11 protein-coding genes are annotated in these 12082 nt (G+C 73.3%); 4 read left to right on the top strand and 7 right to left on the bottom strand.

Going from position 1 to position 12082, the window contains the following annotated elements; translation table 11 throughout:
* Positions 1 to 11: 11 nt before the first annotated feature.
* Both QSK20_RS08345 and QSK20_RS08350 read right to left on the bottom strand, forming a co-directional pair.
* Complete coding sequence (locus QSK20_RS08345; protein ID WP_285787989.1) at positions 12 to 1001, bottom strand: ArsR/SmtB family transcription factor; 990 nt, start codon at positions 999 to 1001, stop codon at positions 12 to 14.
* Between the two features lie 243 nt (positions 1002 to 1244).
* Positions 1245 to 2288 (bottom strand): hypothetical protein, encoded by a 1044-nt coding sequence (locus tag QSK20_RS08350; RefSeq protein WP_285787990.1) that lies wholly within the window; start codon positions 2286 to 2288, stop codon positions 1245 to 1247.
* A 159-nt stretch (positions 2289 to 2447) separates the two neighbouring features.
* On the opposite strand from QSK20_RS08350, the gene QSK20_RS08355 reads away from it, so the two are divergent.
* Positions 2448 to 3044, top strand: a complete 597-nt coding sequence (locus tag QSK20_RS08355) for an NUDIX hydrolase (protein WP_502888873.1) — start codon at positions 2448 to 2450, stop codon at positions 3042 to 3044.
* Here the strand turns inward: QSK20_RS08355 and QSK20_RS08360 are convergent.
* Both QSK20_RS08360 and QSK20_RS08365 read right to left on the bottom strand, forming a co-directional pair.
* The gene (locus QSK20_RS08360; RefSeq protein ID WP_285787992.1) at positions 3013 to 4104 is read right to left on the bottom strand and encodes a mannose-1-phosphate guanylyltransferase; all 1092 of its coding nucleotides are present in this window, start codon (positions 4102 to 4104) and stop codon (positions 3013 to 3015) included. The genes QSK20_RS08355 and QSK20_RS08360 overlap by 32 nt on opposite strands.
* A 78-nt stretch (positions 4105 to 4182) precedes the next feature.
* On the bottom strand, positions 4183 to 5328 hold the full coding sequence (locus QSK20_RS08365; RefSeq protein WP_285787993.1) for a glycosyltransferase family 4 protein: 1146 nt from the start codon (positions 5326 to 5328) through the stop codon (positions 4183 to 4185).
* A gap of 137 nt (positions 5329 to 5465) precedes the next feature.
* Between QSK20_RS08365 and QSK20_RS08370 the strand changes: the two genes are divergently transcribed.
* Positions 5466 to 6146 (top strand): TIGR03089 family protein, encoded by a 681-nt coding sequence (locus QSK20_RS08370; protein ID WP_285787994.1) that lies wholly within the window; start codon positions 5466 to 5468, stop codon positions 6144 to 6146.
* 107 nt (positions 6147 to 6253) lie between these two features.
* On the opposite strand, the gene QSK20_RS08375 is transcribed toward QSK20_RS08370, so the two are convergent.
* The 3 genes from QSK20_RS08375 to QSK20_RS08385 all read right to left on the bottom strand — a co-directional run bounded on the left by QSK20_RS08375 (position 6254) and on the right by QSK20_RS08385 (position 10166).
* A complete protein-coding gene (locus QSK20_RS08375; RefSeq protein WP_285788069.1) occupies positions 6254 to 6970 on the bottom strand; it encodes an SDR family NAD(P)-dependent oxidoreductase in 717 nt (238 codons plus the stop codon).
* A 471-nt stretch (positions 6971 to 7441) separates the two neighbouring features.
* Complete coding sequence (locus QSK20_RS08380) at positions 7442 to 9430, bottom strand: acetoacetate--CoA ligase (RefSeq protein ID WP_285787995.1); 1989 nt, start codon at positions 9428 to 9430, stop codon at positions 7442 to 7444.
* A 217-nt stretch (positions 9431 to 9647) separates the two neighbouring features.
* Positions 9648 to 10166 carry an acyl-CoA thioesterase gene (locus tag QSK20_RS08385; RefSeq protein ID WP_285787996.1) on the bottom strand — a complete coding sequence of 173 codons (519 nt, stop codon included), beginning with the start codon at positions 10164 to 10166 and terminating at the stop codon, positions 9648 to 9650.
* A 23-nt stretch (positions 10167 to 10189) separates the two neighbouring features.
* On the opposite strand from QSK20_RS08385, the gene QSK20_RS08390 reads away from it, so the two are divergent.
* Both QSK20_RS08390 and QSK20_RS08395 read left to right on the top strand, forming a co-directional pair.
* On the top strand, positions 10190 to 10843 hold the full coding sequence (locus QSK20_RS08390) for a phospholipase D-like domain-containing protein (protein ID WP_285787997.1): 654 nt from the start codon (positions 10190 to 10192) through the stop codon (positions 10841 to 10843).
* 403 nt (positions 10844 to 11246) lie between these two features.
* Positions 11247 to 12080 (top strand): hypothetical protein, encoded by an 834-nt coding sequence (locus QSK20_RS08395; RefSeq protein ID WP_285787998.1) that lies wholly within the window; start codon positions 11247 to 11249, stop codon positions 12078 to 12080.
* The last annotated feature ends 2 nt before the right edge of the window (positions 12081 to 12082 follow it).

Consider the following 12082-nt stretch of genomic DNA (forward strand, 5'->3'; position numbering starts at 1 on the left):
ACCTGTGCGGATCAGCCGTTGAGGACGGCGCGGCCGAGCGGCGTCAGCGTGTGCAGGACGGTGTTGCGGTCCCGGTGACTGACCAGCAGGCCGGCGTTGCGCAGCACGGAGGTGTGCTGGCTGACCGCGGCCGGCGAGATGTCCAGCCGGCGGGCCACCTCGCCGGTGGTCAGCCCGGCGTCGCTCGCCGCCAGCACCGCCGCCCGGGTCCTGCCGAGCAGCGCGGCGAGCGCCGTCCGGTCGCCGCCGCCGGCCGGACCGGCGGCCGGGACGAGCGCGCCGAGCCGGTCCACCGGGTAGACCAGCACCGGCGGCCGGGTCGGGTCGAGCAGGGCCACCGGGGTCCGGGCGCAGAAGAAGGAGGGCACCAGCAGCAGCCCCCGCCCGTCGAGGTGCAGCTGCCGGCTGGCCGGGTAGTCGGGGACCTCCAGCACTCCGGAATCCCAGCGCATCGTCGGGCGCAGGCTCTCCAACAGCCCCTCCGCGCCACCGTCGAGCATGGCCCGGGCCCGACGGGTACGGTCCGCCTCCACCGCGGCCTGGATCCGGCTCCAGTACGGGCACAGCGCCAACGACCGGTACCGCTGCAACGAGTCGGCGAGGTGGTGCAACGCCTCCGGCTCGCCCCGGGCCAGGGCGGCTGCCGGGGCGGGTAGCTCCCGTCCGCCCGCCAACGTGGCCAGGTCCCGCCGGAGCAGTTCCGGCGAGGTGGCCCGGACGGCGTCCAGCCCGGCTTCGAACCCGTCCACGCTCTGGTACGGGGTGAGGAAGTCGGGAAAGTAGCCCTTCGGCGGGTTCAGGGTGAGCAGCAGGCGCAACCGGTCGGCGTCCTGTTCCTGGCGCAGTCGCGCGGCGACGGCACGTCGCCAGCCGTTGACCAGCGGGTCGGCCTGGCGCTGCTGCAACAGGTGCAGACTGAGGACCAGTTCCCACAGCGGGTCCGCCGAGGGCGCCACCCGGGTGCGGAGGACGTCCTCGCGGGAGAAGTGGATAGTCAGCATCGGAGCGCTCCCGTGGACGCGGGACAGCGCTTGCCACCCAGCGACCGTCTGCACTGTACCGGCCGTGATCTCGGCTTTTAAGTGTGAGATGAAAGGCATCGACGTCCGGTGGCCGCTTCGGCATGCTGGTGTCCGGCCGGGCGACGGCACGAGGGTCTGCGGCCGACCGCGTCCGCAGAACCGTCGCCCGGCCTTTCCGCGCGTGCGCCCGGCCCGGCACGCCGGACGGTCACTTCCGGTGGTTCACCCGCGCAGCCAGAGCGCCACCCGGTGGTCCTCGTCGGTGACGTAGAAGCACCGGCCGTCCGTCTCGGCGATCCCCTCCACGTGGTGGAACGGGGCGAGGTCGGCGACGAGTTCGCCGGGCACCAGGTGGGTCGGCTCCGCCGGCAGCCGGAACCGGACGTGCCGGGAGGTCACCTCCCCGCCGTGCGGGTGGTCGTCGAGCAGCACCGAACCCTTGCCGAGCGCGTCGATGGAGCCGATCACCGCCGTGTAGCCGCCGTCGTCGGTCGGCGCGACGGCCCGGAAGCCGGTGAGCACGCCGGGCGGGGTCACCCCGGTCACCGCGTACGCCCGCACCGCCCGGGGCCAGGCCCGGGGCTCGGCGAACATCTCCGCCACCCCGGTCACCTCGACCAGGATCGGCTCGCCGTCGGTGGTGACCGGGAAGCGCAGCCCGAGCAGGACGGAACCGGTCGGGGTGAAGGCCGCGCCCTCGACGTTGAGCGGCAGGTCCCCCTCGGCCAGCCGGCGCGTCCAGCGCTTCTCCCGGGACGTGCCCCGGGCCAGGGTCTCCACGATGAAGCGGGTGCGGACCTGCTCCCCCGGCGGCAGGGTGTCCAGGTCGGCGGCGGCGAGCGCGTCGTTGAGCACCCGGTGCAGGCGGAACGAGTTGCGGACCACCCGTACCGGCAACGGGCTGCCGGCCGCCGCGTCGTCCTCCCGGAACCGGGCGACGAAGGCCCGGCGGGGACGCAGCGGCCCGCCCTTGGAGCCGAAGTGCGAACCGAAGACGTACACCCAGCCGTCGTGGTGGGCCAGGGCCTCACCGTCCTCGGTACGACCGTTCTCCACACCGGCGTCGGCGCGTACGTGTTCGGCGGTCCACTCGCCGTCCTCCCGCTCCAGCAGCAGGGCCAGGCACTCCTCCACCGGCCCCTCGTCCAGCACGGTCCAGAAGCCCCGGCGCGCCCCGTACCGGTGCAGCAGCGCGGCGGAGCGGACCGGCAGCAGATCGCTCGCCTCGTTGCCGGCGACGACGAATTCCAGCAGCTCAAGTGTCACCCGGCCAGGGTAGAGACCGGGTGCTCGTAGAGTGTCGGGATGCCCGACGCCCGTGCCGACTCCACCGTCCCGCCCGCCGACGGGACGCCCCCCGTCGACGCCGCCCCGGCCGCAGCCGGTCCGCTGCCCGTCGACACCGTCGCGCCCGCAGCCGGTGCGCTGCCTGTCGGCCTCGCTCCGCCGGTCGACAGCACCGCCGCCCTGCACGCCGACGCCACCGCTGTCCTGACCCGGTGGGAGCCGACCAGCTCCGCCGCCGCCGAGGCCCGGGACCGTACGCTGGCGCTGCTCGCTGCCGGACCGGTGGCGGTGACCCGGGCGCACCGCCCCGGTCACGTCACCGCGAGCGTGCTGATCGTTGACGCCAGCGGCGAGCAACTGCTGCTCTGCCTGCACGGCAAGTTCCGGCAGTGGGTGCAGCTCGGCGGGCACTGCGAGCCGACCGACCGGACGCTGGCCGGCGCCGCCCTGCGCGAGGCGACCGAGGAGTCCGGTATCGCCGGCCTGCGGATCGACCCCGTCCCGATCGACGTGGACATCCATCCGGTGCCCTGTCAGGGCGGCTCGTTCCACCACGACGTCCGGTTCGCGGTCGTCGCGCCGCCCGGGGCGGTGGAGCGGGTAAGCGACGAGTCCGAGGCGCTCGGCTGGTTCCCGCCGGACCGGTTGCCCACTCCCCGGCTCGGCGGGGTCGACCAGCTCCTCGAACCGGGGCTGGCCGCGCTCAGACGTGGCCTTCTTCGCCCCGTTCCTTGAGTTCGTCGACCAGCTTCTTGACCTCCTGGGCACGGTCGCGGGGGCAGACCAGCACCGCGTCGTGGGTGTCCACCACGATCAGGTCCCGGACGCCGAGCGCGGCGACCAGCCGACCGGACTGGGCGACCACCACCAGGTCGTCGGTGTCGTGCAGCAGCACGCCGGGCTTGGCGTCGCCGCCGAGCACCACGTTGCCGCGCCCGTCGGCGGGGAGCACCTCGCCGAGGGTGTGGAAGTCGCCGACGTCGTTCCAGCCGAAGTCACCGGGGACGGTGGCGACCCGTCCGGCGGTGGCCGCGCCCTCCATCACCGCGTAGTCGACGGAGATCTTCGGCAGGGTCGGCCAGACCGTGCCGAGCACGTCGTCCTGCTCGGGGGTGCCCCAGGCGGCGGCGATGGCGGCGATCCCGGCGTGCAGCGCCGGCTGCTGCCGGGCCAGCTCGGCGAGGAAGACGTCCACCCGCCAGACGAACATGCTCGCGTTCCACAGGTGCCGGCCGGAACGGAGGTACGCCTCGGCCACCGTGGCCTCCGGCTTCTCCTTGAACTCGGCGACCGGGCGCAGCGGCCCACCGTCGACCGGGTCGCCGGTCTCCAGGTAGCCGTAGCCGGTCTCCGCCCGGGTGGGGGTGATCCCGACCGTCATCAGCAGGCCCTGCTCCGCGCCACGGACCGCCTCGCGGACGGTGTCCGCCCAGCGGTCCGGCTGCCCGATCAGGTGGTCGGCCGCGAACGATCCCATCACCGCTTCCGGCTCGCGTTCCGCGATCACGGCGGCGGCGAGCGCGATGGCTGCGCACGAGTCCCGGGGCGAGGGCTCCACCAGGATGTTCTCCTCCGGCAGGCCGGTGAGCTGCCGGGCCACCGCCGCCACGTGCGCCGCTCCGGTGACCACGAGGGTCCGCTCCGGTGTGGTGAGCGGCGCGAGACGGTCCACGGTGGCCTGGAGCAGCGACCGGGTGGAGCCGGTCAGCGGGTGGAGGAACTTGGGATGCCCGGCACGGGACAGCGGCCACAACCTCGTGCCGCTTCCTCCCGCCGGAATGACGGCGTAGAGCATCAGCACATCATGCCCGAACCGGCACGGGACGGACGCCTGCCGCACCGACCCGGCCGCTGACCGGATCGACGCGGACGGTCAGGCCCGGACCCGGCTCCACGCCGCGATGTGCACCTCGGCGCTGGACTCCCAGGTGAACTCCTTGGCCCGGTCGAAGCCGGCCTTGGCCAGCGCCAGCCGGCGGGACTCGTCGTCCAGCAGGGCGGCCAGGTCGGTGGCGATCTGGTCCGGGTCCTCGCTGGTGTAGGCGACCGCGTCGCCGCCCACCTCGGGCAGGGAGAGCCGGGGCGTGGTCAGCACCGGGGCGGCGCAGGCCATCGCCTCCAGGATCGGCAGGCCGAACCCCTCGCCGTACGAGGGATAGGCCGCGACCAGCGCGCCGCCGAGGAACCCGGGCAGGTCGGCGTAGCGGAGATAGCCGGGGCGGAGCAGGCGCAGGTGCGCCGGGACCTCGACCACCGCGCGGTCGATGTCGTCGTCGTGCCCCTGGCCGCCGGCCACCACCAGGGCCGGCGGGTCGGTCCGGTCGGCCACCGCGCGGGCCCAGCCCCGGATCAGGTTGGGTACGTTCTTGCGCGGCTCCTTGGCGCCGAGGAAGGCGACGTAGGTGCTGGAGCCGAGGCCGAGCCGGGCGCGCACCCGGGCCTTCTCCTCGTCGCTCGGCGCGTGGAAGGCCGAGTGGTCGACACCGTGGTAGGCCACGTCGATCCGGGTCGGGTCGGCGTCGAGGAGGCGGATCAGCTCGTCGCGGGTCGCCTTGCTCGGCACGATCACCCGGCTGGCACGACGCAGCGACGTCTTGATCGCGCTGCGGAAGAAGGTGCGCCGGGACTTGTCGTAGTGCTCCGGCTCGGTGAAGAACGTGGCGTCGTGCAGGGTCACCGTCACCGGGCAGCCGGCCCGGAGCGGGCAGGTGTAGAAGGGCGAGTGCAGCACCTGCGCGCCGACCTGCTGGGCCAGCAGCGGCAGTCCGGTCTGCTCCCAGGCCAGCCGGGCCGGCCGGTGGGCCACGGCGGCCGGGGCGGGGATGACCTCGGCCCCCGGCAGCATCCGGGCGTAGCGCTCCTGGTCGGTGCGGAGGCTCACCACGACCAGGTCCACCCCCGAGCCGGTGACCTTGCCGAGGGCGCCGAGCAGGCCATCGACGTATCTACCGACGCCCCCACGATCGGCGGGGACACTCGTGGCGTCGATGAGCACGCGGGGCGGGCGACCGGCGGTCACGGGGCAACTCCTTTGTGGGGAACAACACTCGGTGCAAGCCTACGCCGCCCGCCGCCCCGTGCGGTGACTGCGACCCGACGGTCAGCCGGTCTCGAGTTGGCATCGAGGCCGGACGGCGGGGGCGTATCCTTCGCCCGATGGCCGACGACATTCCCCGGGTCTTCGCCGACGCGATCGCGGCCGACCCGGCCCGCCCCCTGCTGACCTGGTACGACGACGCCACCGGTGAGCGCACCGAACTCTCCGGCGCGACGCTGGCGAACTGGGTGGCGAAGACCGCCAACCTGCTCGTCGACGACGTAGCCGCCGGTCCCGGCAGCGCCGCCGGCGTGTTGCTCCCCCCGCACTGGCAGACCGCCGCCGTGCTGCTCGGCTGCTGGTCGGCGGGGTTGACGGTGGTCGGCACGCCAGGGCCGGTGGACGTGCTCTTCGCCGCCGCCGACCGGGTGCCCGAGGCGGACGCCTGGTCGGCCGGGGAACGCTACGCGCTGGCGCTCGCCCCGTTCGCCCTCCCGCTGCGCGAGGTGCCGGCCGGCTTCGCCGACTACGTGGTCGAGGTACGCGTCCACGGCGACCACTTCTCCCCGTACCCGGGGGGAGGCGCGGACCTGGTGGCCCGCGCGGCGGAACGGGCGGGCGAACTGGGCCTCGCCACCGGTGACCGCGTGCTGATCGACGCGGCCCGCCACCCGGACCCGGTGGACTGGCTGCTCGCCCCGCTGAGCGTGGGGGCGAGCGTCGTCCTCTGCGGCAACCTCGACCCGTCCCGTGTCGAGTCCCGCACCACGTCGGAGAAGGTCACCCGCTCCCTGACCTGACCGGCCGTCTCGACGCCGCCGTTCCGCCGATGACGCGGTCTCCCTCCCGCCGGACACCGCGTTATCGGCGATGGACCCGGGTGCCCGCACGACCAGCCCGACAGGATTCAGGAACCAGGCGCGACGGCCTGCTCGAAGCGAAACTCGCGGATGAAACAGTCCCGTGGCTGACCGACCGCGAACAGCACACAGGCAACGACGGACTCTGCGGTGAGACTGCGGTTCGCGTCACGTGGACCGTGTTGCACGAAGTCCGGCGGGAAGAGGGAGATCACCCGCACTCCTTCGGCCCGCAGCCGATGAGACATGATCTCTGCGAACCCGGCCTGGGCGTGCTTGGCGGCGTAGAACGCCGGGTGGGCCCCGGAGCGGTGGTGACCGACCTCGCCGCAGGCGGAGATCATGTTGACGACGTCGGGCCGTGTCGACGCTCTCAGCAGCGGCAGCACGTGTTTGGTCAGCAGCACCGTGCCAGTCGCGGTGCCGCTGATCGTGGCGACGATGTCGTCGTCCTCGGCATCGTCGAGGTCCTCACCGTGGAGGTAGCCGGCACCGTTGTTGATCAGGACGTCGAGGTGGTCCGTTCGATCGGCCAACGCCGCCGCGAACGCGCGCACCGAATCAGGACTCTGCAGGTCGCAGACGAATGCTTCCCCTGTTCCCCGCCCGCGTTGCCTGATCCATTCCGCGGTGCTCTCCGCTGCCGCCTCGTCACGGGCGGAGACGAACACGTGCGCGCCGCGTTCAGCGAAGGCCCGGGCCAGTAGACGTCCAGAGTCGCGCCCGGCACCGGTGACAGCAACACGCAGTCCGTCGACGTCCATCATGAGATCAGGCCAGTTGAACCTGGCTTCAGGTCAAGCGCGGACCACCGGCGTCGTCACCGCTCGGGCGTGGAGGAATCCGATGCCGGGCGGGTCGACGGTGCAGTCGCCGGGAGCAGCCGCCGTCGTGGCCGGTCACGAAGGGCAGAGCCACTACGCCAACTCGTAAGGGCCGCAGAACTAATGTCACTGTGCAGGCGGTGCCGTCCTTCGGCGGGTCTGAATGCGCGCGATGGCACAGTTGTGGCAGCTCAGATATACGACACGCCGAGCGGATCACACCTCAGGCAGCCACGAAGGCTCGGACAGCGGGCGATCCGTGCCGAGCACTGCGGGCACCTCGTCGGCGACCGGGGGGTGTGTACCTCGACAAGCCCCCGGAAACGCGACGTGCTTCTCGGCACAGGCAGACACGGGTAACCCCTGGAACGAACGCGATTGACGCGCAGCCTCCACATGCGGCGCCTCGGCTCAGCCGACCGTGGCGTCCTCGTCACTCGCGCGGCGCTGGGCGAAGGCAGCGAACGCGGTAAGCGACTCCGGGTTCGCCAGCGCCCCCTTGGCGGCGGCCGAGTCCACCGGCGTACCGGTGAGGATCTTCTTCACCGGCACCTCCAGCTTCTTGGCCGACAGGGTGCGCGGCACCGCCCGCACCTGGTGGATCTCGTCGGGCACGTGCCGGGGGGAGAGCGCGGTCCGCAGTTCGCGGGCGATCTTCTTCCGGAGCGTGTCGTCCAGCTCCAGCCCCTCGCCGAGCACCACGAAGAGCAGCAGCTCGCCGGGGCCGCCGTCGGCGTCCTCCAGGTGCACCACCACCGAGTCGACGACCTCGTCCAGCCCTTCGACCACCGAGTAGAACTCGGCCGTGCCGAGCCGGACGCCGCCCCGGTTCAGGGTGGCGTCCGAGCGGCCGGTGATCACGCAGCCGCCCCGGGAGTTGACCGTGATCCAGTCACCGTGCCGCCACACGCCCGGGTAGAAGTCGAAGTACGCCTCCCGGTAGCGCCGCCCGTCCGGGTCGTTCCAGAATCCGACCGGCATGCTCGGCATCGGCGCGGTGATGACCAGTTCGCCCAGTTCGCCGATGACCGGGGTGCCGTCGGCCGACCGTGCCTCGACCTTCGTGCCGAGCGCCCGGCAGGCGATCTCCCCCGCGTGCACCGGCAGCAGTGGCACGCCGCCGACGAAGCCGGTGCAGACGTCCGTGCCGCCGGAGAGCGACTGGAGCTGGAGGGTCTCGCCGACGGCTTCGTACACCCAGGTGAAGCCCTCGGGCGGCAGTGGCGCGCCGGTGGAGCCGAGGCCGCGCAGCGCGGAGAGGTCGGCGATCTCCTTCGGCACCAGGCCGGCCTTGCGGCAGGCCAGCAGGAACGGCGGGGAGGTGCCGAGGTAGGTCATCCCGGTCTCCTCGGCCAACCGCCACACCGTGCCGAGGTCGGGGTGGCCGGGGTTGCCGTCGAAGAGCACGATCGCCGCGCCGACCGCCGGACCGGAGACGAGGAAGTTCCACATCATCCAGCCGGTGGTGGTGAACCAGAAGAACCGGTCGCCCGCACCGAGGTCGTGGTGCAGGGCGAGCATCTTGAGGTGCTCCAGCAGGATCCCGCCGTGGCCGTGCACGATCGGCTTGGGCAGGCCGGTGGTGCCGGAGGAGTAGAGCACGTAGAGCGGGTGGTCGAACGGGACCGGGGTGAAGGTCAGCGGCTCGTCGGTCTCGACAGCCAGCTCGGCCCAGCCGATCGCCCCCTCAGGCGGCACGCCGGCCGGGTCGAGGTACGGGACCGCGACGGTGTGCCGCAGCGACGGCAGGGCGGCCCGGATGGCGGCCACCTCGCCCCGCCGGTCGACCGGCTTGTCGCCGTACCGGTAGCCGTCCACGGCGACCAGCACCGTCGGCTCGATCTGCTGCCAGCGGTCGGTGACGCTGCGGGTGCCGAACTCCGGGGCGCAGGAGGAGAAGACCGCGCCGAGGCTGGTGGTGGCGAGCATCAACACGAACGTCTCGGGGATGTTCGGGGCGTACGCGGCCACCCGGTCGCCGGTGCCGACGCCGAGCCGGCGCAGCCCGGCGGCCACCCGGCGGACCTGCTCGCGCAGGTCGGCGGCGGTCAGCGTCTGCGGCGCGCGGGTCTGCCCGTGCGCGATCACCACCGGGTCGTCGTCGGCCAGGCCGGGCATCCGCAACACGTGCTCGGCGTAGTTGAGGGTGGCGCCGGGGAACCAGCGTGCCCCCGGCATGGTGGCGTCGGCCAGCACATCGGTGGCCGGGGTGTGGGCGATCACCTGGAAGTAGTCCCAGACCGAGCCCCAGAACGCCGACAGGTCGGTGACCGACCACTGCCACAGCTCGGCGTAGTCGGTGAACTCCAGCCCACGGTGCGCCCGCAGCCAGCGCAGGTAGTCGCCGATCCGGGACCGTTCGAGCACGTCCGCCGGTGGCTCCCAGAGCACGTCAGGCACGGTTCCATCCCTCCCCCGCGACCCGTCACGACACTGTGCGTGGGCCGTGACGCCATCTTGCCCTACCCCAACCCCACCATTCTCCGCCGCCATCGCCTTGATCGATGTGTGCTCATCCCACATAAAGTTCAAGCAGGGGTCCCCTGTTACCGCTTTTTGCCGAACAAGGGGCCCCTGCAGGCACCTCAGCCGTGGCGGTCGGAGACACAGGGTGGGGTCAGGTGGCGCGGTGGGCCTGGATGGCGCGGCGGCGGGCCAGTCGGTGCGCCCGACGGATCTCCGCCTCCCGGAACCGGCGTTCGTCCTCCGGGTTCTCGGGCAGCACCGGGCGGACCGAGCGCGGCGCGCCACCCACGTCGACCGCGACGAAGACCAGGTAGGCGGTGGCGACGGGGACCGGCTCGTCCTCGGCCGAGTCCCACCGCTCGGCGACGACCCGGACGCCCACCTCCATCGAGCTGTGTCCGGTCCAGTTGACCTGGGCGTGGGCGTGCACCAGGTCACCCACCCGGACCGGTTCGGCGAAGACGATCTCGTCGATCGCGGCGGTGACCGCCGTGCCGCCGCTGTGCCGGGCCGCCGCCGCCCCGGCCACGTCGTCGACGAACTTCATCAGGACGCCGCCGTGGACCGTGCCGTAGAGGTTGACGTCCACGGCGGTCATGATCCGGCTCAGGGTGACCCGGGAGTAGGAGGTCGGCTTGCCCGGGGGCGCGGCGGTGGGGTGCTCGGTCATGACGAAGACGGTACGGTGCGCGGATGCGACATCTCTGGAGCTTCCTCGCCGGTCTGGTGGTGGCACCGGTCACCTGGGTGCTGGTCGCCCTCGGTCAGGACGGATCAGGCCGCACGATCGACCGCTGGGTGGAGTTGGGTACGTTCAACACGGCGAACCTGATCGAACCGGCGGTGTACCTCGGTGTCGCCGGCCTCCTGTTCGGGCTGGTCGGCATGCTGCGTGTCTCGCCGCTCGGGCCGCTCGTGGCCGGCCTGCTGCTGATCGCCCCGTACGTCGGCATGCTCGTCGCCCCGTTCGACGTGCGTGACCGGCTACCGGACGACTGGAAGGTGTTCGGCGACCCGCTGCCGCTGCTGCTGCCGGTGCGCAACGGCACGCTCTTCCTGATCGGCGTCGCACTGCTGGTGGCCGTGTTCAGCGGACAACGCTGGCGGCGCTGGCCGAGGCCCGCCCCGGCTCCCGTCCCGGAGACCGGCCCGGCGGTGTCGGCGGAGGAGCCGACCTTCGCGTTGACCGACTTCGACAGCCCGGCCCGGTCGGACGACCGGGACACGCCGCCGCTCAGCCTCGGCTACCCGGACGAGCCGCCCACCGAGCCGCTGCCCCGGCGTACCGCTGGTGCCTCGCCCTGGTCGCAGCCACCCCGCTCGACCCAGCGGGACGACGCCGACTGAGCCGGACGCGAGACAGCGGCTCGACGCCGACTGACGAGCGCAACAGCCGACCGAGACGGGCACGGTAGCCGGCCGACGCCGACCGGCACGGGAGAGCCAGCCGACCGACGCCGACCGGCACGGGAGGACCAGCCGACCGACGCCGACCGGCACGGGAGGACCAGCCGACCGACGCCGACCGGCACGGGAGGACCAGCCGACCGACGCCGACCGGCACGGGAGAGCCAGCCGACCGACGCCGACCGGCGCGGGAGAACCGGCCCGGCGACGCCGACCGGTGCCGTGCCGGGCCGGCTACCGTCCCGGATGGACGGACAGTGGAGTCGGCGGGCGGCGTCGGTGTCGGATCTCCGGCCGGGCGGGCGGTACCCGGACGGGCCGCCATTCACTACAGTCAGCCGCTATGCGAGTGCCATCCGTCATCGGTCGGCGCGCCGTGGCCGCCGCGGTGGCCTTCGCCCTGGTCGCCGTGGCGGTCGCCGGTGTCTGGGCGTACCGGCGGCACCGGGCGGGCACGGTCGACGACGCGGCCGTCGTCTGGTGTCTGGCCGCCGACCGACGGCCCACCCTGGTCCAGGCCGCCCACGCGCTCGGGGTGGTCCGCCCGGAATCGACCGCCGAGCGGCTGGACTGGCCGGGCGGGAGCGGCGGCGCGGAGCGGTGGCGCGGCGAGCGTCCGGCGGACTTCGCCCGGACCTGCCGGGCGCTGCTCGGTGCGGAACAGCGGCCGTCGGGAGGTGGGTCGTCCCCGTGGTCCGGCTTTACCCCGGCGCTGCTGCTCGCCGTGGTCAGCGCCGCGCTGGCCGCCTGGTTCAGCCGGCGGTCGGCCAGTGCGGACGCCCGGCGGGTCGAGGCGGAGGCGTTACGGGCCGCCGCCCGCGCCTACCGGGCGGCGGTCGAGCGGCTGTTGCGCGAGTTGGAGCAGCGGCGGCCCGGGATGGCGCCGGACGACGGCGAGGTGCAGGACCGGCGGCTGGAGTTGGCGACCCGGCTCCGGGCGGCGGCGACGGCGTACCGTCACTGGTCGCTGCCCCGCGCGCTCGGTGAGACGCTGGACCGGGAGCCGCTCGGTGCGGGGATGACGGCGCGGTGGACCGCTCGGACCCCGCAGGAGCGGCCCGGCTGGGTCGCCGAGACACGGGCGGCGCTGGTCCGGTTGGAGGCGGAGGTGGCGCAGGTGGCAGAGGCGATGCAGGAGCCACGGTTCCGGACGCGGACCCCGGCGGGGCGACGATGACC

Origin of the sequence: Micromonospora sp. NBRC 101691 (assembly GCF_030269285.1) — a bacterium.
In the GTDB taxonomy this organism is placed as follows: Bacteria; Actinomycetota; Actinomycetes; order Mycobacteriales; family Micromonosporaceae; genus Micromonospora; species Micromonospora echinospora.

What these genes read in the sequence shown, in the direction of transcription:
- QSK20_RS08390 (WP_285787997.1), top strand. Translation starts at nt 10,190, where the DNA reads ATGCGACATCTCTGGAGCTTCCTCGCCGGTCTGGTGGTGGCACCGGTC.
- QSK20_RS08375 (WP_285788069.1), bottom strand. Translation starts at nt 6,970, where the DNA reads ATGGACGTCGACGGACTGCGTGTTGCTGTCACCGGTGCCGGGCGCGAC.
- QSK20_RS08395 (WP_285787998.1), top strand. Translation starts at nt 11,247, where the DNA reads ATGCGAGTGCCATCCGTCATCGGTCGGCGCGCCGTGGCCGCCGCGGTG.
- QSK20_RS08345 (WP_285787989.1), bottom strand. Translation starts at nt 1,001, where the DNA reads ATGCTGACTATCCACTTCTCCCGCGAGGACGTCCTCCGCACCCGGGTG.
- QSK20_RS08370 (WP_285787994.1), top strand. Translation starts at nt 5,466, where the DNA reads ATGGCCGACGACATTCCCCGGGTCTTCGCCGACGCGATCGCGGCCGAC.
- QSK20_RS08385 (WP_285787996.1), bottom strand. Translation starts at nt 10,166, where the DNA reads ATGACCGAGCACCCCACCGCCGCGCCCCCGGGCAAGCCGACCTCCTAC.
- QSK20_RS08360 (WP_285787992.1), bottom strand. Translation starts at nt 4,104, where the DNA reads ATGCTCTACGCCGTCATTCCGGCGGGAGGAAGCGGCACGAGGTTGTGG.